18 protein-coding genes are annotated in these 26,822 nt (G+C 48.7%); 7 read left to right on the top strand and 11 right to left on the bottom strand.

The annotated features are described in order from the left end of the window. Positions 1-341: 341 nt before the first annotated feature. The 4 genes from MIC7113_RS38145 (at position 342) to MIC7113_RS16615 (ending at position 9,007) form a co-directional block, all read left to right on the top strand. Entirely contained in the window at positions 342-5,369 is a 5,028-nt protein-coding gene (locus MIC7113_RS38145) for a CHAT domain-containing protein (RefSeq protein ID WP_015183326.1), read from the top strand. A gap of 87 nt (positions 5,370-5,456) precedes the next feature. After that, a complete protein-coding gene (locus MIC7113_RS16625) occupies positions 5,457-7,448 on the top strand; it encodes a CHASE2 domain-containing protein (protein WP_226883424.1) in 1,992 nt (663 codons plus the stop codon). A gap of 34 nt (positions 7,449-7,482) precedes the next feature. Beyond that, positions 7,483-8,217: a DUF928 domain-containing protein gene (locus MIC7113_RS16620; protein WP_015183324.1), complete on the top strand. Its 735-nt coding sequence runs from the start codon at positions 7,483-7,485 to the stop codon at positions 8,215-8,217. Positions 8,218-8,452: 235 nt separating this feature from the next. Further along, positions 8,453-9,007 (top strand): alpha/beta hydrolase, encoded by a 555-nt coding sequence (locus tag MIC7113_RS16615; protein ID WP_015183322.1) that lies wholly within the window; start codon positions 8,453-8,455, stop codon positions 9,005-9,007. Between the two features lie 27 nt (positions 9,008-9,034). On the opposite strand, the gene MIC7113_RS16610 is transcribed toward MIC7113_RS16615, so the two are convergent. From MIC7113_RS16610 to nusA, 5 genes are all read right to left on the bottom strand, one after another. Beyond that, positions 9,035-9,238: a hypothetical protein gene (locus MIC7113_RS16610; RefSeq protein WP_015183321.1), complete on the bottom strand. Its 204-nt coding sequence runs from the start codon at positions 9,236-9,238 to the stop codon at positions 9,035-9,037. Positions 9,239-9,541: 303 nt separating this feature from the next. Then, positions 9,542-10,198, bottom strand: coding sequence for a low-complexity tail membrane protein (locus tag MIC7113_RS16605; protein ID WP_015183320.1), 657 nt, complete (start codon positions 10,196-10,198; stop codon positions 9,542-9,544). Between the two features lie 123 nt (positions 10,199-10,321). Next, a complete protein-coding gene (infB, locus tag MIC7113_RS16600) occupies positions 10,322-13,330 on the bottom strand; it encodes a translation initiation factor IF-2 (protein ID WP_015183319.1) in 3,009 nt (1,002 codons plus the stop codon). A 401-nt stretch (positions 13,331-13,731) separates the two neighbouring features. Continuing rightward, positions 13,732-14,025 carry a YlxR family protein gene (locus tag MIC7113_RS16595; protein WP_015183318.1) on the bottom strand — a complete coding sequence of 98 codons (294 nt, stop codon included), beginning with the start codon at positions 14,023-14,025 and terminating at the stop codon, positions 13,732-13,734. 166 nt (positions 14,026-14,191) lie between these two features. Next, complete coding sequence (gene nusA / locus MIC7113_RS16590; protein ID WP_015183317.1) at positions 14,192-15,475, bottom strand: transcription termination factor NusA; 1,284 nt, start codon at positions 15,473-15,475, stop codon at positions 14,192-14,194. 63 nt (positions 15,476-15,538) lie between these two features. Here nusA and MIC7113_RS36545 point away from each other — a divergent pair, with 63 nt between their 5' ends. Then, positions 15,539-15,676 (top strand): hypothetical protein, encoded by a 138-nt coding sequence (locus tag MIC7113_RS36545; protein WP_155898016.1) that lies wholly within the window; start codon positions 15,539-15,541, stop codon positions 15,674-15,676. 69 nt (positions 15,677-15,745) lie between these two features. On the opposite strand, the gene rimP is transcribed toward MIC7113_RS36545, so the two are convergent. Together rimP and MIC7113_RS16580 are read right to left on the bottom strand one after the other, a co-directional pair. After that, positions 15,746-16,207: a ribosome maturation factor RimP gene (gene rimP / locus MIC7113_RS16585; protein WP_015183316.1), complete on the bottom strand. Its 462-nt coding sequence runs from the start codon at positions 16,205-16,207 to the stop codon at positions 15,746-15,748. Positions 16,208-16,406: 199 nt separating this feature from the next. Further along, entirely contained in the window at positions 16,407-17,939 is a 1,533-nt protein-coding gene (locus MIC7113_RS16580; protein WP_015183315.1) for a hypothetical protein, read from the bottom strand. Positions 17,940-18,250: 311 nt separating this feature from the next. On the opposite strand from MIC7113_RS16580, the gene MIC7113_RS16575 reads away from it, so the two are divergent. Further along, on the top strand, positions 18,251-18,916 hold the full coding sequence (locus MIC7113_RS16575) for a peptidoglycan-binding domain-containing protein (RefSeq protein ID WP_015183314.1): 666 nt from the start codon (positions 18,251-18,253) through the stop codon (positions 18,914-18,916). A gap of 32 nt (positions 18,917-18,948) precedes the next feature. On the opposite strand, the gene MIC7113_RS16570 is transcribed toward MIC7113_RS16575, so the two are convergent. From MIC7113_RS16570 to MIC7113_RS16560, 3 genes are all read right to left on the bottom strand, one after another. Then, positions 18,949-19,836 carry an SDH family Clp fold serine proteinase gene (locus tag MIC7113_RS16570; protein WP_015183313.1) on the bottom strand — a complete coding sequence of 296 codons (888 nt, stop codon included), beginning with the start codon at positions 19,834-19,836 and terminating at the stop codon, positions 18,949-18,951. Between the two features lie 209 nt (positions 19,837-20,045). Further along, positions 20,046-20,864: a hypothetical protein gene (locus MIC7113_RS16565; RefSeq protein WP_015183312.1), complete on the bottom strand. Its 819-nt coding sequence runs from the start codon at positions 20,862-20,864 to the stop codon at positions 20,046-20,048. A gap of 171 nt (positions 20,865-21,035) precedes the next feature. Beyond that, a complete protein-coding gene (locus MIC7113_RS16560; RefSeq protein WP_015183311.1) occupies positions 21,036-23,861 on the bottom strand; it encodes a cation-translocating P-type ATPase in 2,826 nt (941 codons plus the stop codon). 161 nt (positions 23,862-24,022) lie between these two features. Between MIC7113_RS16560 and MIC7113_RS16555 the strand changes: the two genes are divergently transcribed. Next, positions 24,023-25,138, top strand: a complete 1,116-nt coding sequence (locus MIC7113_RS16555) for an ATP-binding protein (RefSeq protein ID WP_015183310.1) — start codon at positions 24,023-24,025, stop codon at positions 25,136-25,138. 248 nt (positions 25,139-25,386) lie between these two features. Here the strand turns inward: MIC7113_RS16555 and MIC7113_RS16550 are convergent, their stop codons facing one another. Further along, positions 25,387-26,778 (bottom strand): malic enzyme-like NAD(P)-binding protein, encoded by a 1,392-nt coding sequence (locus MIC7113_RS16550; RefSeq protein ID WP_015183309.1) that lies wholly within the window; start codon positions 26,776-26,778, stop codon positions 25,387-25,389. Positions 26,779-26,822: the final 44 nt, after the last annotated feature.

Below are 26,822 nucleotides of genomic sequence, written 5' to 3'. Positions count from 1 at the left end.
TAAATGTTTCCCTAAAAACAACTGAAATCGGTCAAAATAGGCAACATTTAAAATTGATGGATTTAAGTTCATCCCCTGTTTCTTGGCTGGAACTATTGTTTTGTTCCGGTCAGATCTGATTTTCAGGAACTATGCCCTAAGGGGGATACAACTCACCAAGGTGGATGGAAAAGGTTGAATAACCATCCCCTGAGTTTGTACGTTGAAGGTGCTTCATTCTACCGATCATGAGCGAATCACATTGAGGATATTACAACTGATAAAATCAGTTTCTTTCTCGGCTTGACCTGGGTGTATCTCAAAAATTGGATAGAAGTCCTGCAACTGAGAATCTCCCATTTATGCAAGCATCTCTTTCACTCACAAGCACCGCGTTAACCACCCTGTTGCTCACGGGATTTGTTGGCATCACACCCATTTTTGCTCAGTCCATTGTTTCTGATCAAACGACCGGAACGATAGTAACGCCCAATGGTAACCAGCTTGATATTAGCGGCGGCACACTTTCAGGAGATGGGGCGAACCTATTCCACAGCTTTCAAAAATTGGGTCTCAATTCCGGGGAGACAGCCAATTTTCTTGCTAATCCAACCATTCAGAATATTTTGGGGCGGGTTACGGGTGGAGATGCCTCAATTATTAATGGACTGATTCAAGTGACAGGTGGGAACGCTAATCTGTACCTGATGAACCCAGCAGGCATGATTTTTGGTGCGGATGCCCGCCTGAATGTCCCCGCTTCCTTCACTGCCACTACGGCTACAGGGATTGGGTTTAACAATAATTGGTTTAATGCCATCGGTAACAATGATTATGCGGCCTTAGTGGGTAGCCCCAATACATTTGCTTTTAACAACCCATCTCAACCAGGAGTTATTGTTAATGCGGGACAGTTGGCGGTTGCCAAGGGTCAGAATCTTACCCTCTTAGGTGGCACAGTGGTGAATACCGGGCAGTTGGAAGCACCTCAGGGAACGATCACAATGGCGGCGGTACCGGGTCAAAAATTGGTACGCATCAGCCAACCGGGGAATCTCTTGAGTTTGGAGGTTGATCCAAGCGAAGCTGGAGGTGGGACAATTCCGGTCTTATCACTGCCGGAATTGCTCACGGGTGAGGGGGGAACTCAGGCAACAGGCTTAACTGTTAATGGTAATGGTCAGGTCGAATTAACGGCTTCTGGTATAGAGATTCCCTCTGAGGCGGGTACAGCGATCGCCTCTGGCACACTGGATGTATCCACCCCCCCCAACCAAGGGGGAGTGGGTGGCAATATCAATGTTTTGGGCGACCAAGTTCAACTTCTGAGTGCCAATCTAGACGCCTCTGGCACCGATGGCGGCGGTAATGTACGAATTGGCGGCGATTATCAGGGTAAGGGGACAATACCCAATGCCTCTGACACGTTTGTCAGTGCGGATACGAATATCAAGGCTGATGCCTTGTCTCAGGGCAAGGGTGGACGAGTGATTGCCTGGGCAGATAAGTCCAATCGATTCTTGGGCAAAATCAGTGCTCGCGGCGGATTAAACTCTGGAGATGGAGGGTTTGCTGAGGTTTCCGGCAAGCAATCTCTAGAATTTAAAGGTCTGGCTGACTTGTTAGCACCGGCGGGTGCGGCGGGGACGTTGTTGTTAGACCCTACAGATATCATTATCGGCGATACCGATAATCCTCCCTCCAATATCAGTACTGCCACCCTCGTCAATCAACTCATGTTTGGCAATGTCACCGTTTCCACGGCATCGGATGGGGGTGGGGCGGGAAATATTACTGTTAATAATCCCATCAATTGGGAGAATGGTTTCTCTCTGACACTGCTTGCCGATAACAATATCACGATCAATTCCGGTGCCAATATTATTTACGCTGGCGCGGCGAATCGAGAACTAAATTTATTAGCCAATAACAATATTATTGTTAATTCGGGTTCAACTTTAGCCGCCACAGGTACGGGAAGGTTGGATGTTAATCTTAGCGCGGGTCAAGGTGGGAATGGTGCAGGAGCAATTACCATCAATAACAACGCTCTGATTGACTCCAACGGTGGCGATATCAGCCTCAGTGCAGGAGCGATCGCTATCCTCGGTGCTCCCATCAATTCCAATGGAGGTGATATTTTTCTTGGCGCAGGGGCAATTACCATCAGTAATAACGCTCCCATTAACTCTAACGGTGGCGATATCATCCTCGGCGGTAGCAGCAACCCGTCAACGACTCCGGCAACCAGCCTCAATCTCAACGGTGCCCGACTGAGTTCCGGCACTGGAGAAATCAGGCTCACCAGTAACGATATCGAACTGACGGGTGCGAACTTTGAAAGTGCCAGTGGCGGCAATATCAAGCTCAATACCCCCAATGGCACAGGGAAAATTCTCCTCGATGACGTGATTTTGAGTGCTGATAACGGTAGCTTGCAACTGGTTGGGACGGACGTGCAGCTTCGTAATGGTGCTGAGTTGCGTTCCTCTGGAACCGGTGATATTACCATACTCAGTTCAGGCATCATCGACACCACGGGTGGCACCTTAGCGGGAAGCAACATCTTCCTCACGGCGAATCAGGCGATTACCACCGGTGCAGTTACCTTGAGTCCCAATTCTGGCTCAGGGATTAATCCTTTGTTCAAAATCAATACGCCTGACATTGTCAACCTCAACGGAGCGATTTCCACCACATTGCCCAGGGGAGGCGACATTGTAATTGGGGATATAACAGCTCCAAGTCAGATTAATGTGAATTCGGCTTTGTCCACTTTAGGTGGGAATGTCAACTTCACTAGTACGGGCGCGATCACGCTGTTGGGCGACTTAAAGACGGCTGGAGGAGCGATTACCCTAACGGGAACAAGCCTGAACACCGCCCTCCTAGACTCCAGCAATACGAATGGCAATGGAGGAGCGATCGCTCTCACAGCCAATAATACTCAGCTAACCCTCTCTAACCTGAATTCCAGCTCAACTTCTGGTAGGGGTGGCGATATTTCACTCACCAATTCAGGAGCCATTACTAGTGGAGACTTGAATGCTGCCGGCGCGACAGGAGGTGGAAACATTACTGTTAAGTCAGGCACAGATAACACCACAGGAAATATTAACTCTAATTCGAGTAATGGGAATGGAGGAGCGATCGCTCTGAGTGCAAATAATGGCAAGTTGACCACATCTAATCTCAATTCCAGCTCAACTTTAGGCAGGGGTGGTGATATTTCACTCCTGAGTAATCAAGGATCGATTCTTAGTGGAGATTTAAATGCTTCCGGCGCGACAGGGGGTGGCAAAATTACCGTTGAGTCAGGCACAGACAACACCACAGGGAATATCAACTCTAGTTCGAGCAATGGGAATGGAGGAGCGATCGCTCTGAGTGCAAATAATGGCAAGTTGACCACATCTAATCTCAATTCCAGCTCAACTTTAGGCAGGGGTGGTGATATTTCACTTACCAATCCAGGAGCCATTATTAGTAAAGACTTGAATGCTTCCGGCGTGGCAGGGGGTGGAAGCCTTACTGTTCAATCCGGTGAGAGCATTACCACAGGACAGATTGACACCAGTTCGAGTAATGGCGATGGAGGCAATGTTCTCCTCGATCCACCGGGTGATATCCAAGTCACCTCAATTAACGCCCAAGGTGGAGCCAACGGTAGAGGGGGAAATATTGACATCACCACCGAGCAATTTTTCCGTGCGACGGGGATTTTCAGCTTAGGCAATTGTCTCAACACCAGTATTTGTAGCGCTGGCGGGGCTGGAGGTGGCTCTATCACCATCCGTCATGGAGGCCAGGGTATTACTCCTTTTGATGTTGGAGATGCCAGCAAGAACGGTACAGGGGGCGCGATTGTGAGTGCTGGAGGCCCGTCAATCTTGCCCTTCCAATCCTTGCCTTACACCTATACCAATGGTGTCAACATTAGCGTTATTAGTGTGCCATCACCCCCCCCAACTCCTCCGGCACAACCCTCGCCTACTCCTCCGACACAACCCTCACCGCAAGCCACCTCACAACCGACACTACCTTATGCATCACCCCCCTTACTCACATCAGCACCACCACCGCCCCTGTCTGTTGAGCTGAATGACTCTGTGGCGACTGTCGATCAGCTATTCACCAATGAATTTAAAAAATATCTCAGCCTGAGCCAAAGAAAAAGCATCACCTTGGCAGATGCTCAAAATAGTCTACGCCGGATCGAAAGTGCCACGCGGGTTAAGCCCGCCATCATTTATGCGGTTTTCGTTCCCTCAACCTTGGCGGCTTCGGCAACTGGGAGTGATCAATCCTCCCCTAATCTGGGACTCCATCTCCATGAATTGGATAGACCACGCCAAGATAGTGACCACTTAGAATTAATCTTGGTTACCCCAGAGGGCAAAGCCATTCGTAAGCGGGTGGTTGGAACAACACGCGCCTCAGTGCTTAAGGTAGCAGAGCAATTACGCAGTGAACTCACCGACATCACCAGTCGTTCTTCGGAGTACCTTCCTCCTGCCCAAAATATGTACCAGTGGTTGGTTGCTCCGTTAGAGGCTGATTTAAAAGCCCAAAATATCCAGAACCTTGTCTTTGTGATGGATTCCGGGCTACGTTCCATCCCTATGAGCGCCCTTCATGATGGTCAAGGCTTTCTGGTAGAAAAATATAGCGTAGCCCTAATGCCGAGCCTTAGCTTAACGGATACCCGCTACCAAGACATCAAAGACAGCCAAGTCTTAGCCATGGGAGCCTCAAAATTTAGCAACCAAGCTCCTTTACCTGCTGTCCCTGTAGAGTTGTCTCAAATTACATCGTTATGGAAAGGTCAATCCTTCCTCAATAAAGAATTTACGCTGACGAATCTGAAGGCGCAACGCCGCCAAAAACCGTTTGGCATTGTCCACCTTGCCACCCATGCCTTTTTTCAACCGGGGGAACCGAGCAACTCCTATATCCAGTTATCGGACACTAAGCTACGCCTGAACCAACTCCAGCAATTGGGCTGGAATGATCCAGCCGTGGAGTTGTTAGTGCTGAGTGCTTGTAAAACGGCCCAGGGCAATGAAGAGGTGGAGTTGGGTTTTGCTGGCTTAGCCGTCCAAGCTGGCGTTAAGTCAGCCCTGGCAAGCTTATCCTTTATCAGCGATGAAGGAACCATGGCACTGATGACGGAGTTTTATGAGCAATTGCAAGAAGCCCCGATTAAGGCGGAGGCATTGCGACGGGCACAGGTAGCCATGCTCAAGGGAGAAATCAAGCTGGAGGATGGTCAATTAATAACTCCAAGTCAGACACTTCCTTTACCACCAGAACTAGCCAAACTGGGAAATCAAACGCTGTCTCATCCCAAATTTTGGGCGGCATTTACGCTGATTGGCAATCCTTGGTAAGGAGCTTAGATGGTTTTTTTAATGATTGAAATTATTAACTGACAAGCCTCGGATTTAATGCGTCCCGATTCGCTCACAAAATTACACATGAATCTAAGCGAGGACGCATTTCCCCAGATTGGTGCAACTGAAATGAATTATAAAAATCATTCCTTAATTTCTCAATTTGCTCAGGTTTTTAATAGTTTTTGGAAAAAGAGCGTTACGTCAAAGAATCTTGACTTAGTTATCACCAGCCTTGCTGCGTTTGGCTTGTTCCTGGGATTACGGCAGTTAGGCTGGCTACAGCCTTTGGAATTAGCGGCTTTCGATCTCATGGTTCGCCTGCGCCCGGATGAAGGCCCCGATCCGCGCTTGCTAGTGGTGGAGATTACAGAGCGAGATATCCAAGTTCTGAATCAATATCCTATCTCCGACGGGCTGTTAGCCAAGGTCTTGGGAGAATTGGAGCGGCATCAACCCATGGTCATCGGTGTGGATTTGGCTCGTAATGTGCCACAAGGGACAGGTCAGGCTGAGTTGATAGCTCGATTCCAAAGTCCCAAGGTGATTGCGATCGCCAATATTGGCAACACCGAAGCCGAGGCGGTTATCCCCCCACCCGGAGTATCCCAGGAACGGGTAGGTTTCAGTGATGTTGTGGTTGACCCCGATAACGTGGTTCGTCGCAATTTTATGGTCGCTCCGATTGATGAACAAACGACCCTCTACTCGTTTTCCCTCCGTGTCGCCCTCGCTTATCTTAAACACAAAGGGATTAACCCTCAATTTACCAAAACCGAGGAACTTCAATTAGGTACAACGGTATTTAACTGGTTGGCTTTCAATTCCGGTGGTTATCAAAATATTGATGATGGTGGCTATCAAATTCTGTTGAATTATCGTTCACCTCGAAATGTCGCACGCAGCGTTAACTTTACACAGGTTTTAAATGGGCAGATTGACCCAAACTGGGTGAGAGGCAAGATTGTACTCATTGGCGCAACCGCTCCAACGGCAAAAGATTTGTTCTCTACCCCCTACAGCGCCAGAGAAAAAGCCATTCCTCGGATGGCGGGGGTTCTGCTTCACTCCCAGATGGTGAGCCAAATTTTGAGTGCTGTTTTGGATCGTCGTCCCTTGTTTTGGTATTGGTCTGAACAGGAAGAACTCTTGTGGATTGTCGCTTGGTCTTTGGTGGGGGGCATTTTGGTGGTACGAATTCAGAATCTGCTGATCCTGGGGTTGAGTGGTCTAGGCTGTCTGAGTTTGTTGTTTGGTATTACCCTATCGCTGTTGATGCAGTCGGGATGGATACCCTTAGCGGCACCGACGATCGGATTAATTGTCACGGGTTTGGCGGTGGAGACTTACCAACGGCAACGTTTCCAACGCCAAGAACAGATGGTGATGAAGCTCTTAGGACAGCAAACTTCACCGGAAATTGCCCAAGCGCTTTGGAATGAGCATGACCGTTTGCTGGATTCAGGTCTGCTACCCGGTCAACGAGTGATCGCGACGATATTACTGACTGACATCAAAGGATTTAGCACCATCTCGGAACAAATGCCGCCAGAAGAGGTGATGGCTTGGTTGAATGAATATTTGCCCATCATGGTGCGGGAAGTGCAAAACTACCGTGGAATTATCAACAAGTTCACTGGCGATGGTCTGTTAGCGGTGTTTGGGGTGCCTGTACCCGCTACAACCGAGGCCGTTGTGGCAGAAGATGCTCGACGGGGTGTAGCTTGTGCTCTGGCGATGGGCGATCGCTTGCAAGAACTCAACCGGAATTGGCGCAATCGAGGTTTGCCGTTGGTTCAAATGCGGGTGGGAATTTATACCGGCCCTGTCATGGTCGGTAGTTTAGGCGGCAAGGAACGTTTGGAGTATGGGGTGATTGGGGACAGTGTCAATATTGCCTCTCGTTTGGAAAGTTGTAAAAAAGACAGTCAACCGAGCGACTGTCGAATCTTGATTGCTCACGAAACTCTGGTTTATCTCCAGGATGAGTTTCAGGTGGAAGCTTGGGGTGCACTGCAATTGAAGGGAAAAAAGCACAAGGTTGATGTTTACCGGGTGCTGGGTCGTAATGCTTGAAAGTCACTTCATCAGTGTTCGGAGGTAACCTATTATGTTTTGGACAAAGTCTCGCACGACTCTTATCACGTTCTGTATCGCTTTTTTTGTTGGTTTGTTTTTGTCTGTTGTGCCCCTACAAGTTATTGCCCAGCCTTCAAATTTACAAGTTCAAGGGCAATCGGGGAACAGGCAATCTCCTGCTTGGTTCACGCTGCGTTTAAAGGATGAACGACGACCGCTCCCTGGCAGGAGAGAACCTGCGGCTGGACGGGGTTGTGGGGCTAATGTACCCAACTTGCCACTGACAGCATTGAGTCCAGAAACCAATCTGGGATTCACGATTGCCGCCTATCCCAAATTCTTTTTCTATATTCCTCAAATGTCCGCAACAGCGGTGAAGTTTACTCTTCTTCAGGAAGATGACAATAAGGTTTATGAGAAAACGTTTCCAAGTTCTCGCATCTCTGGTATTTTTGATCTTCGCCTTCCTGACGACAAATCTTTGCCACCCCTAGTAGTGGGAAAAAACTATCATTGGTACTTTCAAATCACTTGTCCACAGCTAGGGAGTGGGGATATTTATGTAGATGGATGGGTTCAACGAGTCTCTCGCGGTGGTCAGAATAATCTGTGGTACGACAGTGTGGCAACCTTGGCTGAGAAACGCCGCTTGAATCCGGATGATTCTGCGCTCGCGGCTGCGTGGGAAAACTTGTTAAGGTCGGAGGGATTGGACAAAATTGCTTCCCAGCCTCTCATGGGGAGTTTAAGGGGCGAGAAGCCTTAAAGATTGGAGTGCGATCGCAATGTCCTCACGAGGCTGTAGTAGCTCTGCGGCCTTAGGAGGTGCTAAGAATGCGAAATGCGGACTAGGAAAAGGTGATCACAAAAAAATTCAAATTGGGTAGTACAATTTGACTCTGATAGGCGTTTCTATCCTTATACCGATGCTGAGTCCAAAAATGTTATCGACCCTAGAAGAGCCGACAGGATGAGATGATTACCGATAGCGGAGGTGAAATGTGCCAAAACAAAACAAAAGAAATAGTTACTTTTGTTTACGGGGTTGGATTGTTGGGTTCGTCGGACTCCTGTGTGTTTGCTTCTGGAGCGATCGCGCAGAAGCGGCTGAATGGGCAGTGCTGAAATACCGTTTTTTGCGAGAGAGAGTATCGGTGCCTGAACTGACAACGTTCGTTAAAACAGGGGAACTTTCTAGATCGCTGCGAGCTTATCTCAAGCTTGCCAAAAAAGAACCCGCCGAGTTGCGGCGCACTTTGACGCAAGAGGTTAAAGTTAACCCGACTTTCCTGTATCAAGTCCTCAGAACTCCCGTAGGACAAGTAATGCTCGATCAAGTCAGTCAGGTGATTCATACTCCCACTAATCGAGCTAACCGGGAGTCTTTACGAGGAGCTTTGGTAAGTTCGGCTTTGCCGGATGGCAATATTACCTTAATCGAAACACTGCAAAACTACCCAACGCCAGAGGTTCATGTCGAGGGTGAACGCCTTGCTGAGGTTATTCAGGACATTAGCAAGGTACTCGGACGCCTGCCGCCACTGCCCCGATTGTGAGACAATGCTCCCTAAAAGAGCTTTGTTCTAATAAGCTAAAGTTTCTAAAGTTTCCCTGAGATACCGCCGCACGCGGTTATCTAGGTTATAATCCTGAGATTGATCGATGACTCGATGTTCCATCTGCCATCGCTGAAATCCCGAACTGGTGGCGATCGCTTGTTTGAGGCTATCCCAGATTTGGCTGTCTTGAGGAAATTGAGCGGATGCAGGAGTAGCTGAGCTTTCCATAAAATACCTTAAAAACTCTAAACGGCCTAGTCCAATAGCGCTTCTTGGGAAAGGAGCGCGATAAAAGTCCAGGTTTTTGCTTTTCTTTCAGGATAACCTGGCTATTTTATTCAGATTGTGCGATCGACAACAACTTAATGAATTGAGAATTTAACGAGAGCAATCTACAGCTCAATAGAGTAGCGTCGAATAGGTATAGCTGTCGCTATACAGGGTAGGACTTTCTTTAACGACTCTTGCGACCACTTACTGGTGATAAACCGAATAGCCTTCTGCCTTCTCCCTTTAAGAGCGCCGCAGGCTTCACTCTTGATCAGCCGTCAACTCTGCTGAGGATGAAGTGGCAGGAACTGAGGGGGTTGCAGCCTCTTTTGCCGTGAGGGACAAAATTTTATTGACTCGTACACCGGGAACTGTAAAGTCCTGCGGTATTTTCTCAACGGGGTAGGGTGTGGCGGCGACAAACTCAGACTCGCTAGTTAGAAGGACTTGTGCCACAGCAACCGGGACTTGTAAAAACAAATGACTGATGAGAAAAGCCAATCCCGCACCAAGCAGTCCCAGGAAATGCCAACGGGGTGATAAGGGAACGACTGGTGCTGCTACGGGAGCCACTCGGTAGATTTGCCACAGCACCCAGAGCAGCAAGACAGTCGCCGCAATCGTAATCACTCGATTTGTCTTTGTTTTGAACAAGCTTAAGAGGCGTCGCTGCTCCTGTGTTAGTTGCTCTGGCTTCAGGGCAAAGATCAGGATGCTGAAAATGTCGAAGGGGCGGGTCAATTGCATCCACAAAATCGGCCCTAGTCCAATCGCCGCCACCAAAAAGAACTCTAGCCAGACTGGCAAGATGGGGTCACCCACCGCCAGTCCGAGCCAAACAAGTTCCAAGGCAAGGGGACATGCGGCTAATCCAGCAAGATGAATCCACAAAAAAGGTTCAGTCCAGAAAGAGCGCATAAGTTCGGATTGGGTTGCAGGTTAGTGGGGGTTGAAGGTTAGTCGGTTAATAAGTGGCAGGTTATAGGGAGTGAACCTTCAGATTTTCAACCTTCAACCGACCAACCTTCAACTCTTTACTCTTTAAGTGGCTGACAACGTCCGGCGTCGGCTGACCATCTTGAAGGTCTCAATGATGTCGCCTTCATGCCAGTCATTGAACTTATCGAGGCCAACTCCACATTCGTAGCCAGCATTGACTTCCTTGGCATCATCCTTCATCCGCTTCAGGGAATCCAGGATACCTTCATGGACTACTTTGCTACCGCGACGGACTCGGATGTTGCAATTCCGAACGGCTTTGCCCGTCAACACATAGCAACCCGCAACCGCACCGCGCCCGACGGGGAAGACGGCTCGAACTTCGACTTGACCGAGTGGTTCTTCGACCATTTCGGGTTCTAACAGACCTTCCATCGCCGCTTGAATATCATCAAGGAGTTTGTAGATGATGTTGTATTCGCGGATATCGACCCCTTCTCGGTCAGCCGCCTGTCGAGAACCATGAGCCAGTGTGGTATTGAAGCCAATAATTACAGCACCACTAGCCGCTGCTAAGTCAACATCTGTCTCGGTGACTTCGCCGGCTCCTCCCAGCAGAACTCGGATTTGCACTTCATTTTGTGGCAGTTGCTTGAGGGCACCGAGAATAGCTTCGACGGAGCCTTGAACGTCTGCTTTCAAAATCAAGTTGAGTTCTTTGAGTTCACCTTCTTGAGCCTGGGCGGAGAGACTATTGAGGGTGACTCGGCGTGACGCCATCACCTGTTGCAGGCGAGATTGCCGCTGCTCATCTGCCCTTTTGTTGGCGGTCGAACGGGCTTCTTTTTCGCTTTCAAAGACTTCAAACTCATCACCAGCAGCGGGAACCTCGTTCAAACCTAAGACTTCCACGGCAAAGGATGGCCCTGCGGCTTCAACCCGTGCCCCCCGGTCATCGATCATCGCTCGCACTTTACAGAAGACTGAGCCAGCCACGAGGGTATCCCCAACCCGCAGGGTGCCATTTTGTACCAACAGGGTAGCAACCGGTCCTCTGGTTTTATCCAGGTTCGCTTCGATCACTGTACCTCTAGCCGGTCGATCCGGGTTAGCGTGAAGGTCTTCGACTTCCGCTACCAACAAGATCATCTCCAGCAATGTATCCAGGTTTTCTTTTTGGATAGCGCTTACAGGAACCATAATTGTGTCGCCGCCCCACTCTTCTGGCTGCAAACCTCGGTCCGTTAATTCCTGCTTAACGCGGTCAGGCTGGGCTCCGGGTTTGTCAATTTTATTGATGGCAACAACAATGGGAACTTCAGCCGCTTTGGCGTGGCTAATGGCTTCAACGGTTTGAGGTTGGACACCATCGTCGGCAGCCACCACCAAGATAGCGATGTCAGTGACTCTTGCTCCACGCGCTCGCATGGCGGTGAAAGCTTCGTGTCCAGGAGTGTCGAGGAAGACCACCTGCTGAGTTTGACCGTCATGGTCAACATCAACATGGTAAGCGCCAATGTGCTGGGTAATCCCACCCGCTTCTCCCTGCGCCACTTTGGTTTCGCGGATCGCATCGAGCAGGGTGGTTTTTCCGTGATCGACGTGACCCATAATGGTGACGACGGGTGGACGCCTTTGCAGGTTTTCTATGTCTTCTTCACCCACCATTACTGTCACCTTCGTAGCAGCAGGTGCTTCTTCGGTCGTCTGAACGGTCACTCCCAGTTCCTCTGCCACTAGGCTGGCTGTGGGGATATCCAAGGTTTGGGTGATGCTCACTGCCATTCCTTTGAAGAACAGCTTTTTAATAATCTCTGTTTCAGCAATCCCCAAAGCCGTCGCCAGTTCTCGAATCGTCACAGAGCCAGTCAACTCGATTGTTTCTGGGCGTTCTGGAGTTGCTTTCTTATCCCGTTGGCGATCGCGCGCATCCGATTTGTTATGGTCGCTGCCTCTGACACCGGGCTTCCTTCTCTGGCTCGTCGTAGGCATAGCCGCCGACACAGGTTGTTTTTGCTGAGACTTGGGCTTGGCAGGACGAGCTATGGCCTGAGTAGCGATGACGGGTGCCCCTAGTTCGGCTAGCTGATCTTCAAAATCTTCCTCATCATCTTCAAACAGTTCAGGTCGCCGCTTGAGTTTGGCACCCGCTTTTCCGGCCTTAGCCAGCTCTTGCGACTCATCATCTTCATCAACCCATTCTTTCTTCTTCGTCGGGGGTCGGGGAGGAGTCAGGCGTTTGGGTGCCTTCAGCTCCTTAATCTCTGATGAGATCCCTTCGATATCCTCGTCCGGCCCAGCAAAGTCATCGGCTCCTAGGGTTGCCGCCACATCAACACCTTGACCTTCACGAGGGGGTTGGGGTCTTTTCGGTGGCCCGTAAAGTTTTGGCTGTACGGGAGCCACTGGCGCTGGACTCCGACGTGCTGGCGGTGAGGACTCAGTTGCGGTTGAGGATGGGTTGGCACTAACTGGCTGACGTGGCACTGGAGTCCCACTCGGTTTAGCCGGCGAAGGCTCTGACCGCTCTCGTTTCAAAATCGGTCGCTCAACCTGTGTTAGCTGAGGATTTTTGGGCGGCGTTGGTCTTACAGGTGGGCCTGCCAGTTGAGCCGGCTCGGTTTCAACTTGAACGTCCGGGGGTACTATCTCTTGTAACTCCGGCGGTTCCTGCTCAATGATCGGCTCAGATGGACGTTCCGGCGTCTTTATAGCGGGTCGATTCAGCGTCGGCTTGGGGGGGGGCGTCACCGATGGCTTGACGGGGGGTTGAGGAGGAATTCCCACTCTATTATCCTCCTGTTGCGATCTAGGACTGGTAGGAGACTTCGGCTTGATTCCTACGATTTGTTGCCTGGGCTGACCCTTGGGACGGGTCGCAAATTTATGAGGAGGTGATCCTGTACCTCCTTCTGTGGAGGTCGCACCGCCACGGCTTCTGACAGCCAATTTTTCTGAAGCCGCACGAATGCGTTCCGCCTCGGATTCCGTGATCGTACTACTGTGACTTTTAACCGCAATATTGAGGTCTTCACAGATGTCCAAAATGTGCTTATTGTCCAAATCCAATTCCCGTGATAATTCGTAAATTCTTACTTTGCCGTTGTTCATCCAGTATTTCCCCGTCGTAACTACCAGTTTTACACCATATCGACATGCTCGAATGACTGCTTGTTCATTTGTTTTGTGACCAATGGGTGAAGTTGTTATCTTTGTGTGAATGTGAGTGCGCTTCTAAATTAAAGGGTTAATCCTTAAGGCTGGAGAAGAGCCTATTGCCCCGAAACCTATTGGATAGTTATTAAGCCGTTAGACCCTTCCTCTCTAATCTTGCACAAATCTTAAAAAAACTGATATAGGTTTTGTGTTATTTCCGTTTCAACTTGGTTTTCTTGACTTAAGTGGCTGATTTGGGTTGCACCTGACTCACCTCCGATCGAGACAACCCCAAAAACCAATCACTCTCTATCTATCCTAACGATTGTTGGATTCACTGAAAGCCATTGACGGCGTCACGGTTCTATCTCTCCTTCCCTGGGTTGAGTTGGTGTTGCTGGTTTAGGGGCTAAACGCTGCCATAGAGCTTCATAAAGTTTTTCGGGTACGGAGGTACGAAGACTCCGCCCCAATCGGTTTTTCTTTTGAGCTGCTGCCAGACAACTTGCTTGAGGACAGAGGTAAGCAGAACGCCCCATCCCCTGATCTAATTGTACCTGTCGCGATGGGTAGAGTCGGACAACGCGCCAGAACGCCTTTTTGGGAGCCACCTTGCGGCAGCTCAGACAACGACGATAGTTAGGCTCCATAGAATGGGTGAGAGGTTTTGTATTCCTTAAAGGCAAACAAGTGTTGTTGTCTGTTGTGAACCGTTTAAGGCGTTTAACTTGAGTAGCGATCGCACAAGAGAGCCGCACCAAGCGCCATCATACTGAAAAGGCCAATGCCAACGGAGCACTAAGCCAAATTCGTCTCCTACTCCTCTTCTTGATCGAGCCTTTCATCCACTGGCTCTGAATCCTTCAGATTCAGTGTTTCTACGACTTCTTCTTCATCCTCCTCGTAGATCTCGTCAACATCAGGAGAACTGGCGATTAATGCCTCTATTTTGCGATGTTCGGCCTCATAATCGTACTTAGCCACATCTTTAATATCAATCTTCCAGCCGGTGAGGCGAGCCGCAAGGCGAACATTCTGACCTTCTTTCCCAATCGCTAAACTGAGCTGGTCTTCCGGCACTAAAACATGCGCCTGACGTCCTTCTGGATTGACCAGTAGCACTTGCTCCACCCGTGCTGGGCTGAGAGCGTTGGCAATATAGGTGGATGGGTCAGGCGACCAGCGAATCACGTCAATTTTTTCACCCCGTAATTCATTGACCACGACTTGAATGCGCGATCCCCTAGCCCCAATACAAGCCCCAACCGGATCAACATCTCGCTCTAGAGTATCAACGGCAATTTTAGTTCTAGGGCCGACATGGCGAGAGGGAGGGTTGGCTTCCCGTGCCACAGCCACAATCCGCACGACTTCGTCTTCGATTTCGGGAACTTCGTTAGCAAATAAATAAACCACCAAACCCGCCGCCCCTCTGGAAACGACAAGCTGTGGCCCCCGATGAGGACCTTCGCGCACCTTTTTGAGAAACACCTTAAATGTGGCATTGATGCGATAGTTATCATTGGGGAGCTGCTCCCGCTTGGGCAATTCCGCTTCGACTTCTGGCTGACCAAAGCCACTGCTAATCGCCATAATCACCGATTGGCGTTCAAATCTTAGCGCTCTAGCTTGTAAAACTGTGCCTTCTAGTTCCTCAAACTCTTCTTGGATAAGTTTACGCTGCTGGTCTCGTAATTTTTGGGAGAGTACCTGCTTCGTTTGAATAGCCGCCATCCGCCCAAATTCGCTTTGATCTGGAGTCACATCTAAAACAACCGAATCCCCAAGTTGAGCTTCCGAGGCTACTTCCTGAACTTCTTGCAGTGAAATTTGATGATCACTGTTACTGACTTCTTCAACAATCGTTTTGGTCGATAAGACGCGAAAACCTTCTTCGTCAATATCTAGATCAACTTCAAAGTTGTTGAAGTACTCTTCTTCAAAATGGTACCGATCAAGACGTTGAGCGCGACGATAACGCTCATATCCTTTTAAGAGAGCTTCCCGTAGCGCTTGTTGAACGGCAGATTTCGGTAGATTGTGACTTTGACTGATTTCTTCAATCATCTTCTTCAGGCCCGGTAAGGCAACGATTGACATAAGCAAATCTCCGTAATGAATGATGAATAAATAAAAGTTGACAGGTTTGTCTCCGGGTCGAAGGTGAGCCGGTTGAATGTTTTAACCGACGCTACTCTCGAAGAGGCTAAGGAGTCTCGTTTGCTCAGGGAAAGAGCCGATGGTGCTGACTCTTGCCCAGCCAGCTTTGTCCAAACAGAAACGGCAATGAGCGTCTCCTAGAGAAGCGACTAGACTCAAAGGAGTGCAGAAGCCTCTAAGCGTCTACCACCTTCTAGCTTCAACCCGGATTCAAACCTTTTCTTCCAACTGCACCCTGATAATCAGTGGACGGGGAATGGCAAGCGCACGACCTTTCTGGTTCAGGTAAACTCCGGTGTCATCCCGGCGAATTAACTTTCCGCGCCACTCGGTGTGACCTTCAAAAGGTTCAGATGTCTTGACAATGACAGAGAACCCTTTGAAAGAAATGAACTCTCGGTCTGTCGTGAGTTCACGGGAGATCCCAGGACTGGAAATTTCCAAAACATAGGAGTCTGGAATGAGATCTAAAGCATCTAGCTGCTCTTCCAGTGCCCGACTCATCCGTTCGCAGTCATCCAAACTGGTATCATCAGCGCAGTTACGGATATCCACACGCAGTACAGGGGGGCGTCTGTTCGTGTGAAAAACAGCCCCGACGACTTCCAATCCCAGATTTTCGGCTACTGGCGTCGCCAAATCGATGAGTTGGGGAATTAGGGGATGAGTCATTGAAGCACTCCAACAACAAAAAAAGTGGGTCAACCCCACTTCCAGGTAAAATTTCTTCCAACAAGAAGCCCCGCAGCAAATCGCAAAGACTTCCTGCTATGTTCGAGTGTAGCGCAATCTGCCTTAGCTGTGACGGGCGATTAGGGATTGAGAGTTTGATTTTTGACGGGTTGTTCTAGTCTGCCCACAGGGACTCGCGCTACTGCTGAGCAATGTGACGGATGGCTCTGGTTTGTTCTAAGATTTCTTCAAAGTCTTCTTCAGACAAGCGTTCGACGTAATTAATCTTGACTTCCTCCAATAAATCCGTCAATAAAACCTGAATTTTTTGTAAGGTCTGCTTACCCTGTATTTCTGTCCCTAAAGCCTCGCTCAAGTGTTCAATCAATTGTTTCAGCAATTGGTCTCCAACCGGGTCTTCTTCCATTGCCGCATTGAGACCATCGTAGACAGCTTGAATGATTTCTTTGGTCAATTGTTCAGTGAGTTGGTGTTGGAGTCCAATGAGTCCTGGTAATTTCTCAAGACTCTGGTAAGCCGGAGACTGTTTAATCACTTTTTCCAGGTTATGTTGCAGCAATGCTTCTAGGTCAGGTCTAATTTTAGGAAGAATTTGATAAACCACAAGCTGCGTCATCAACGTTGTGAGCGCTGCCACTTCATCGGTATTATTAAGGTCGATATAGGGACGAACATCCCGTTGGGAGAGCCATCGAGCTAGGTCGCCTCCGCGAATAGATCCTTGTACCTGATTAATCACCCGAACCACCACAACTTCTGTCAAATCTTCAGCAATGGTGGCAACAAACCCCTGACTAATTTGCTTTTGGATACGCTCTAGGTCTATCAGTTCCGCCTGACTTAAGCGAATTGTTACAGGGATGATCCGCAGTAGTAGACCATAGCGCAAAAACGGCACCAGAGAAAACGGTAGCACGAGGAAGAGGTCGTACCAACGCCACAGCATGGCATCTCGCCAACTGACAGCAGTATGACGGCGACTAATTAACCAAGTACGTGCCAAAAACTCTAGACCAAACAGGATGACAAAGGGTAAGTCAATCTTCCAAAAACGGTCTATAAATTCGCCATTTTCTCCAATTGGACGATAGTAGTTGGTTTCTATTAAAGGTCGAATTTCCTCATCAAAAAAAATCAATTCTCCCCTGACACCATTTAAGTCTAAGTAGTCTTGGCTCCAAAATTGTCTGAATGATTGTTTAGCTGAATTCTCCTGATTGGGAACACGATCGCGCATTCGATTTTTGATCTTTTCCAGGGTACCTGTCTTATTGGCGACCTGAAACGGATTCGTATCTACCATTTCTTCACTCTGAAGACGCAGCGCTTCGATAATTTCTGCTGTCTGACGTGAGCGTAATCGGCTTAAGATTTCTTGAGTTTGTAGTGGGGGCGACTGAATCAGGCCAAGCTGCCTCTCCAGATTATCTACTGTTTCCAAATACTTTTGTGTATCTCGGTTGGGTTCAATCCCTTTAAACGGGTCATACCACTTGGCGATTGGTGGCAGAGGAACCTGAATGGTTTGATTGAGCAAAGGAATCTTGATTCTGCCTTGAAGCCAGAAATTTCGTAAAGAAATGTAGCTCAAATCAAACAGAACAAGAGCCAGGTTCGCTGACGCAATGAGTGCCATGACTCGTTCAAACCAAAGGCTTCGGCGTACTTGCGTTTTAGTTTTTATGGGGGTCAGTTTTGGCAAGGATGACATGTTTTTTGTGGTTAGAGATTATTCATGCCAGAGGAGTGCATTCTAAACATCATTTATTTATATAGCGAAGGTATAAAAATCCGTTGAGTATACGACTGGATTGCTCTACTCATTTACCCAATCTTACAGAACCCATACAACTCTGACAGCAGACCCATGAAAAGGCGTTGCTATCCTTGCGTTTTGTCCATCAAATTGGTATTGTCTAAAACAAGAAAAATAGTATATCAATTATCAAGAACAGCATCTTTCAGATTAAACTATACCTGTTCAATTTGTTATCGGCTCAATCAGTGGTGTGAGGATTGTAAATGATGTGGAATCGATATGGAGTCCCCGTTGCCATCATTGGCTTGGGATTAGCCGCCAGTGTGGTGAGTTGTGAAGTCGCCTTTGCCCAGCGTAGCCGGGATTACACCCCAAGAGAGTTTCGCGCTGTTTTGCGTGGCTTTGGCTACAACGTTACCCTAGGAGATACCCTCACAGATGAGGCAACCAGAGCAGCTATTCGCCAGTTTCAGCAGGGATATAAGCTACAAGTTGATGGGATTGCTGGCCCTCAGACCCAGAATTTTGCAGCTAATATTGTCAAAATTCTCAAATCCAACCTGAACCTGACGCTTCAGCCTAGCCCTGCTTTGCCCATTACTCAGTTTTATGACTCACAAACTGAAGCTGCTGTCAAGAGATTTCAAGAGCAAGTGAGTTTGCCAGTGACGGGAGTGGCTAATTTACAAGTTCGTCAGCGACTTGATCAGGAGGCAAGATCAATTCTGGGTAAGCCCAAACCAACCTCAACTCCAACTCCCAGCCCCAAACCAACCCCAACCCCAACCCCAACTCCACGGGCAACCCCCCAAACAACACCACCCTCTCCATCACCAAGCCCATCACCTTCTACGTCACCAAGCCCATCACCTTCTCTGTCACCCAGCCCATCACCCAGTCCATCACCACAGACAAGTCCCTCTCCGTAACGCTAAGGTGTTAACCTTGAGCATCCCGTAGATCAAAACTTAGCTGACTCCGGTAAAGGTCTTCCCTTAGGCTCTGGTAAAGCCGGACGCTGACCATAAGGCATGGGGATATATTGCACAGAAGGGCGTCCTCCTTGGGGTTGTGGGTATAACTCCATGAGATTGTAGATGGCAGGCGGCAGACCAACGGTAATCGGTAAACCCAGTTCTGTCGCCTCCTCAACTGTAACGGGATAGTCATGGGTGACTTTTCCTGTAGTCAGGGCTTCAACAATTTTTTCGATATTTTCTGGAGCAATCTTTGGTTGCGGGACTTGGTCTTTTAAAAGCGTCCGCACAAACCGCTGAACTTGTTGTAGAGCTTTGCGAGATAGGTCTGCCATAATCAAGGTTTGGTCGTCAATTTTCTCAATGGGCTTCTGTTCAACGACCTTGAGGACACTTGCCGCTGCCATATTGCCCAGTTGGGGATCGACCGGTCCTAAGACGGCGTTGGCATCCATAACAATTTCATCGGCTGCTAAAGCGAGCATTGTGCCACCACTCATGGCGTAATGAGGAACAAAAACGGTGACTTTGGCTTGGTGGCGAATGAGTGCTCTGGCAATCTGCTCTGTGGCAAGAACAAGACCTCCTGGTGTATGGAGAATCAGATCGATGGGTGTATCGGGAGGGGTGAAGCGAATCGCTCGCAACACCTGTTCTGAGTCTTCAATTGAGATGTAGCGGGATATAGGAATTCCCAGGAAGCTCACGGACTCTTGCCGATGAATCAGCAAAATAACTCGGCTGCGTCGCTGTTGCTCAAACGCTCGGAGGGTTTGCACTCGACGGACTTCCATCTGGCGTTTTTGCCACCAAGGTTGGAGTGAGGAGAAAACCAAAAAAATCCAGAATAGGTCAAAAAAGTTAAAATTCATGGTTTTGAACCCATCATGCTGTAAACGGTTTCATATTGCTATCATTAGCAGCAAGCGACTGGCATCGTACTTGGGTTATAGTTGGGCCAATTTGCTGTGTACTTGCAAAAAGAAGCGCACGACAATGTCGTGTCCTTACCCTGCAAAGAGAAGTGGTCATGCTACCACTTCTGTATTGCCACAGATAAAAGTAGTAAGGGGATATAAAATTATTTAAATTTACACAGGTAGCCTGTCAGAAGATTATAGGCAGGAGAAATTGGTAAATAGTAATCCGCGATCGGATCAATAATGACATATTGAACTTGTTTATTGTTCGTGTTTAATGTTGCCAGAATATTCTTCTGATTTAAACTAGGGATTATAATTCCTCTTGCAGACAAACGTTGAAATAAATAGGCAGATTGAATTTTGAGCAGTTGACGTTTCTTGTCAGGATCGATAAAACGATGTAAAGAAAACCTGAATTTGTGGAGGATTTCCTGGAAATTGGGAATCTTGAATGTCTGACAAAATTCAGGGCTGAATCCGGCTTTGGTTTTTCCTAAAGTGGTACCCTCAATTTTTGGCATAAATAAAATTTTCTTAAAAAGGGCATTCTTGACTCGTGTTTGGAAGTGCAAGTAGACAGGACAAATCTGGAGTAGTGCCTTCTCTTGGTTGTTTAACCGGGTTTCAAATTCCCAGGCTAATTGAATGCTTCTGGAAAATTGTTTTTTTGGGTTTTCTGCACCCCAGCGGCCTTCTGAACATTTCAAGGCTAGATGTGAATGAGGAAAAACACCTAGTTCAGAATCATACTTACCTAGAATGTGAATTCCTCGATTGAATTTTTCTGTGTAGGGGTTGATGTTGTATCTCTCCGGGTTGTGTTCTAATGCTGTGATGAAACAACTCAACTTTTGTATGAATTCAGCAAGATTGACAGATTGTTTTTGCAATTGCTGATAAATACTCAGTTCCAGGTCAAGTGTGATGTCCCCTTGGTTATACGTTTGAATACCACAAGGTGAATCGGCTTTATTCATAAGAAACATCAACCGGGCTAATGGGTTAGGTTTGAATTAGCTTGAAAATAAGGCAGGCGGCAGACGGGATAAGATTTTTCATTTTTTCGTTGTGAGCTACTGCCCATGGTGCCTGACTTGAAAATAGGGGATAGATTTTTATGCGTTCTGGTGTAAGCGGTTCATGAGCGACTACTTACGAGCGGCATACCAGCGGATAAATAGCTTCTCTGCTTCAATCCAGATGAACACAAGAGCGCTAAATCCAATGCAAATCAATAGCTCTAATCCACTCAAGTAATGAGTATTGAAGAAGTTCCGAAGTGGTTCAATGTAAATAAGCATCAGTTGCAGGATGCTGGTGACGGCAACGGATAGCAGCAGATAGGGATTTGAGAAGGGATTTACTTCTACCATCAACCGCGTGTTGGAGCGAATCGCCAGTGCATGTCCCATCTGAGCTAAACAGAGGGTGGTGAACACCATTGTTTGCCAGCGATCGCGGTCTAACAACTCACTTTGCACCTGTTCGGTATAACCGTATGCCCAGACCATCATCAAAATCGCGAGCACTGCCAGAATAATACCAATCCGAATCATGTAAGAGCCTAAACCCCTGGCAAAAATGCTCTCCTTTGGATCTTTAGGTGGTTGCTGCATGACGATTGGTCTACCCGGTTCTACTGCCAGTGCTAAAGCAGGCAGACCATCAGTGACTAAGTTCATCCAAAGAATTTGCAGGGGAGAGAGGGGTACACCTCCTAATCCCAACAAGGGCGCAGCTGCGATCGTCAAGACCTCGCCAATATTACTACCCAGGATGTAGCGAATGAAGCGACGAATGTTGATATAAACGACTCGACCTTCTTCAACTGCCGAAACAATCGTGGCAAAATTGTCATCCAGCAGCACCATGTCACTGGCTTCTTTACTAACATCGGTGCCTGTGATGCCCATTGCTACTCCGATATCCGCTTGTTTCAAGGCTGGAGCATCGTTGACTCCATCCCCGGTCATCGCAACAATCTGTCCCTGCTGCTGGAGCGCCTGGACAATGCGTAACTTGTGTTCAGGGGCAACGCGAGCATAAACACTGACGTGATGAACTTCGGCTTCCAGTTCTGGCTGGGAAAGCTTCTGGAGTTCCTGTCCTGTCAGGCAGCGATCGCCCATTTTTGCAATGCCCAGGTCTTCTGCGATCGCCTGAGCAGTAAGTTGGTGATCGCCTGTAATCATCACCGGACGAATCCCGGCGGCACGGCATTTTTCCACCGCCTCGCGCACTTCCGGACGAGGGGCATCCAGCATTCCCACTAATCCCAACCAGGTCAAGTTGGTTTCAGCCTTATCGTCTGAATCTTGTGATAACTCTGTCAAGTTCTTGCTAGCAAACCCTAAGACACGCAACCCTCGGCTGGCAAGTTGATTGTTCTGCTCTAAAATTTGCTGACGTTGTTGGGTTGTAATTGGTTGAGCCTGATTGTCCTGCTGAATGTGGGTACAGCGTTCCAGCACCAGTTCAGGTGAACCTTTGGTAAACATAACCAATGGACTATCTCCCAGTTTGCCGGATGCATCCTGCACAACCACGCTCATCCGCTTGCGTTCAGAGGAAAACGGAAACTCAGCAACACGAGGTAACTGCTGTTCTTCCTGGTCTTTGCGGAATCCCCCTTTTCCGGCGACTGCCAGCAGTGCTCCTTCGGTTGGATCGCCCAAAATTGCCCAGTCGCCATGCTCTTTCTGCAACACAGCATCATTGCAAAGCACACATGCCATTAAGAGCGATCGCAATTCTGGTTCTGCCGACCCGGAAATTTCTGGCGATGATTCTGCATTAGCCTGCGGATAGAATTTGCCTTCAGGACTGTATCCCTCCCCTGTCACACGAGCCGCGTAGCGATGGGTATGGACTGCCTGCACCACCATTTTGTTCTGCGTCAGGGTTCCCGTTTTGTCTGAACAAATGGTGGTGACAGAACCAAGGGTTTCCACCGCAGGTAGTTTGCGAATCAGGGCATTGCGCTTCACCATGCGTTGCGTGCCCAATGCCAGGGTAACGGTAATCACAGCGGGTAAGCCTTCTGGGACAACTGCAACCGCCATACTGAGAGAAACTTTAACCAGTTCCTCAAACAATGAAGGATTAAATAGCGTCCCACCAGCAATGACGAGTCCTACCAGAATTAACGACCCTGTCACCAACGTATTTCCCAGTTGGGTCATACGTTTTTGCAGTGGTGTAGGCTCTGTTTCAACGGATTGCAGCGCCGTGGCGATCTTACCCAATTCAGTCTGCATCCCGGTGCCTGTCACCAGCACTGTTGCTCGTCCCTGCACCACCTCTGTTCCAGAAAAGACCAGATTGATGCGATCGCCTAACGGGGCATCCTCTGGCAAAATTGCACTGGCTTGTTTTTCCACGGCGTGTGCTTCTCCCGTGAGGGCGGCTTCTCGCACCTGTAAATTTGCAGCTTCCAAAATTCGCCCATCGGCTGCCACCTTGACCCCTGCCTCCAGCAGCATGATATCGCCCGGAACCAGTTCCTTAGACTCCACTTCTACAGGTTTTCCATTACGGAGCAACCGGACTTTGGAGGATGCCATGTTTTTCAGGGCTGCCAGTGCTTTTTCGGCTCCGCTCTCCTGAAGATAGCCCAGTAGCCCATTCAGCAGCACCACCGCAAAGATGGCCACTGCGTCTTTGGGAAAGATGAACTGCCCCTTCGTCAGGGATTCGCGCACATCTAGAATCGTGGAAATAATGGCAACGGCGATCAGCATCAGCAACATGATGTTCTTAAACTGATCCCAGAAAATTTCCAGCGGCGAACGCCCTGCCGTTTCGACCAGCTCGTTTGTACCGTAGTCCTGTAAATTCTGGTCAACCTGGTTCTGGGTTAAACCCTGTGTGCGATCGCTCTTGAGCAGCCAAAGGGCTTTTTCCGCTTCGATTGTGTGCCAGGATTGGCTCGTAGAGGGTTGAGAAATCTGAGAGCGCGAGGAGATGGCAGACATGGGTCAACAACCTTGCACTAAAAAATAGTTCTTTAAAACTATCATTGCACTATTTTTTGGTGCAAGCACCAGTGCATCGAAAATTCCTTTGGGGTGGAAAGAAAAAAGTCAATGGTTTCTCAATGTAAGGCGGGCTTCAGGGTGAGGATGATAGGTTGACTATGATGAATGATACGTTTAAGCCGCAGGGGTTGATTGGCAGGCAGATTGAGCTAGAGCAAATCTGTACAATTTTGGCGGCTGACCAGGATTTGATGCTGACTGGTGTGACTGGAAGCGGGAGGCGATCGCTGATTCGCCATGCAGCACAGCAAATTGGAGCCAGAGTTTTAGAGATCGATTGCCTAAGGGCCACCACCTCTTCTCGCTTTTTAGAGTTGTTGGCAGAGGGAATGCTTCATATCTTTGCCACATCGGAAGAACGAACGTTGATCGAGCAGTGGGCTTCTAGCTATCCTCTGCAATTAGAACAACCAACAGTCCATCAAGCCCGTTTTGTTTGGCAGGTTGCCCTCAATGATGAATGGCTGATCCTGGAAGCCTTATTAAACCTTCCCCAGGTCATAGCAGAACAGTTAAGCGGTCGAGTGGTGTTTGTCTTCCAGAATTTCCCCCATATTCGTTCTTGGGATCGGGCCGGTCGATGGGAATCCTATTTGCGGCAGGAAATTCAACGGCAAAATCGGGTCAGCTATGTTGTCCTGGCAACAACACCAGAAGACTGGGTGGAAGGGAGCGAGGTTCAAATCGTTTCCCTGCTTCCCGTGCAACATCAAGAACTTGAAACGTGGCTCGTTGAAGCCATGGCAGCAGAAGGCTTAAAGTTTGAAGGGGATGCCCTGGAATTATTTCTAGATTACACACAGGGGCATGTTGGAGATGCGATCGCCTTAGCGCGGCGAATTTGGAGTGACCATCGTTGCTTTTATCAGGATGAAGAAACTCGGTTTTCCTTGCCATCTTCTCCAAAACTCATCCAACTCGATCACGTCCATCGCAGCACATTAAGATTGGTCGAGGATCTGTCTGTTACCTTTGAATCTCTTCTACTCCTCCTGCCTCCCATTCAGGCACGGGTTCTGGAAAGTTTAGCGATCGATCCGACAGATAGCCCCCATTCACGCCCCTATCTTCAGAAACACCAGTTTTCAAGAGGTGGTGGGTTTCAGGGGGCGCTTACAGGATTGGAACAGAAAGGATTAATTTATGGAGCAAAAGTAGGGTATCGAGTGGCAATGCCACTTTTATCATTTTGGTTGAAACATCGCATTTTATAGCTTCATATCAAGTTGCAGTCAAAGGTAGTAGATAGAAGGACAAGGGAGAACGCTGCCTTCTGCCTTCTGCCTTCTGCCTTCTGCCTTCTGCCTTCTGCCATCTGCCTTACCTCCACCAAAGTGTAAGTATTCAGCCGGACATAATATTAAGAAAAAGGAGAATGAACACCGCAAATCCGACTACGATCCCCCCTAACCCTCCTCGTATGAGCTCCGGTTAAAAAGGGGGGAACAAAAGCAGAAAAGAATTACCGACGGGCTACACCATCTTGTCGTGCCGCACGCTGCACAGCACCGGCAACGGCTGTTACGACTCGCTCATCAAATACCGAAGGAATGATGTGTTCTCGATCTAAATCTGAGGCATGAATCAGGGAGGCGATCGCATTTGCCGCTTCTAAATACATATTGGTGGTAATTTCCTGTGCACGGCAATCTAGAGCACCGCGAAAAATTCCCGGAAAGGCGAGGACGTTATTAATTTGATTGGGGTAATCACTCCGACCGGTTGCCATCACCGCCACATCATGTTCCACTAATTCCGGCTGAATTTCTGGGATGGGATTTGCCATCGCCATGACAATGGGTTTTTTAGCCATCGACAGCACCATCTGTGGCGTTAAGACATGGGGCACACTAACCCCCAAAAATACATCGGCACCGGACATGGCACCGGCAAGGGAACCTGCCGCATCAACGGCAAATTCTTTCTTTTGCGAGGTTAAGTCAGCACGGCTTTTGGAGAGGATGCCTTGAGAGTCGCACATTAAGATGGTCTTAGCACCGGCTTTCCGCAGTAAGCGGGCGATCGCAATTCCAGCCGCACCCGCCCCATTAATCACAATCCTCACGTCTTCCATGGATTTGTGTACCAACTTCAGGGCGTTAATCAAAGCCGCGAGGCTGACAATCGCTGTACCATGTTGGTCATCGTGAAACACAGGAATATCCAATTCCCGTCGCAGTCGTTCTTCAATTTCAAAGCAGCGAGGCGCACTGATATCTTCCAGGTTGACACCCCCAAATACGGGAGCGATATTCTTGACGGTTTCGACAATTTGGTCTGTACTTTGGTTCGCTAGACAAATGGGAAAAGCATCAATCCCCGCAAACTTTTTAAACAGCATGGCTTTGCCTTCCATGACTGGCAGCGCTGCCTCTGCGCCTAAGTTGCCCAATCCCAATACGGCACTGCCATCGGTGACAATGGCGACGGTGTTGCTTTTGATCGTGAGGGAGTAAACTTTTTCTGGGTCTTCTGCGATCGCTTCACAAATTCGACCCACACCGGGGGTGTAAGCCATGGCTAAATCGGCTTGAGTTTCTAGCGGCATTTTGCCTTGGATACAAATTTTGCCGCCCCGATGCATGTTAAATGTGCGATCGTAGACATTGAGCACTTTGATATGGCTCACGGCTTTAACCGCGTTTACAATTTGTTCGGCGTGTTCCGTGCTTGTCGCATCCACTGTAATGTCGCGAATGGCAATCTTGCGAGTTTGTTCGAGGAGCTTAATTTGTCCAAGGTTCCCTCCCACATCTGCGATCGCCTGTGTCACGCTGGCTAACATCCCGGCACGGTTGGGCACTTGTACGCGGATCGTTAAACTGAAGCTAGGATTGGGTGTTAAGTCTGCCATGCTATATCAATTTTGGCTTTTAACTTGTAGATTTTAGATTGATT

This window comes from Allocoleopsis franciscana PCC 7113 (assembly GCF_000317515.1).
GTDB classification, from domain to species: Bacteria; Cyanobacteriota; Cyanobacteriia; order Cyanobacteriales; family Coleofasciculaceae; genus Allocoleopsis; species Allocoleopsis franciscana.
The sequence above is the reverse complement of the archived record's forward strand: the minus strand, read 5'-3'. Positions and strand labels throughout refer to the sequence as shown.

Excerpts from the sequence above, each read along its gene's own strand:
- MIC7113_RS16565 (WP_015183312.1), bottom strand. The coding sequence starts at position 20,864 with ATGAATAAAGCCGATTCACCTTGTGGTATTCAAACGTATAACCAAGGG.
- MIC7113_RS16625 (WP_226883424.1), top strand. The coding sequence starts at position 5,457 with ATGAATCTAAGCGAGGACGCATTTCCCCAGATTGGTGCAACTGAAATG.
- MIC7113_RS16560 (WP_015183311.1), bottom strand. The coding sequence starts at position 23,861 with ATGTCTGCCATCTCCTCGCGCTCTCAGATTTCTCAACCCTCTACGAGC.
- MIC7113_RS16575 (WP_015183314.1), top strand. The coding sequence starts at position 18,251 with ATGATGTGGAATCGATATGGAGTCCCCGTTGCCATCATTGGCTTGGGA.
- rimP (WP_015183316.1), bottom strand. The coding sequence starts at position 16,207 with ATGACTCATCCCCTAATTCCCCAACTCATCGATTTGGCGACGCCAGTA.
- nusA (WP_015183317.1), bottom strand. The coding sequence starts at position 15,475 with ATGTCAATCGTTGCCTTACCGGGCCTGAAGAAGATGATTGAAGAAATC.
- MIC7113_RS16555 (WP_015183310.1), top strand. The coding sequence starts at position 24,023 with ATGATGAATGATACGTTTAAGCCGCAGGGGTTGATTGGCAGGCAGATT.
- MIC7113_RS16550 (WP_015183309.1), bottom strand. The coding sequence starts at position 26,778 with ATGGCAGACTTAACACCCAATCCTAGCTTCAGTTTAACGATCCGCGTA.
- MIC7113_RS16620 (WP_015183324.1), top strand. The coding sequence starts at position 7,483 with ATGTTTTGGACAAAGTCTCGCACGACTCTTATCACGTTCTGTATCGCT.
- MIC7113_RS16595 (WP_015183318.1), bottom strand. The coding sequence starts at position 14,025 with ATGGAGCCTAACTATCGTCGTTGTCTGAGCTGCCGCAAGGTGGCTCCC.
- MIC7113_RS16605 (WP_015183320.1), bottom strand. The coding sequence starts at position 10,198 with ATGCGCTCTTTCTGGACTGAACCTTTTTTGTGGATTCATCTTGCTGGA.
- MIC7113_RS16610 (WP_015183321.1), bottom strand. The coding sequence starts at position 9,238 with ATGGAAAGCTCAGCTACTCCTGCATCCGCTCAATTTCCTCAAGACAGC.
- MIC7113_RS16570 (WP_015183313.1), bottom strand. The coding sequence starts at position 19,836 with ATGAATTTTAACTTTTTTGACCTATTCTGGATTTTTTTGGTTTTCTCC.
- MIC7113_RS38145 (WP_015183326.1), top strand. The coding sequence starts at position 342 with ATGCAAGCATCTCTTTCACTCACAAGCACCGCGTTAACCACCCTGTTG.
- infB (WP_015183319.1), bottom strand. The coding sequence starts at position 13,330 with ATGAACAACGGCAAAGTAAGAATTTACGAATTATCACGGGAATTGGAT.
- MIC7113_RS16580 (WP_015183315.1), bottom strand. The coding sequence starts at position 17,939 with ATGTCATCCTTGCCAAAACTGACCCCCATAAAAACTAAAACGCAAGTA.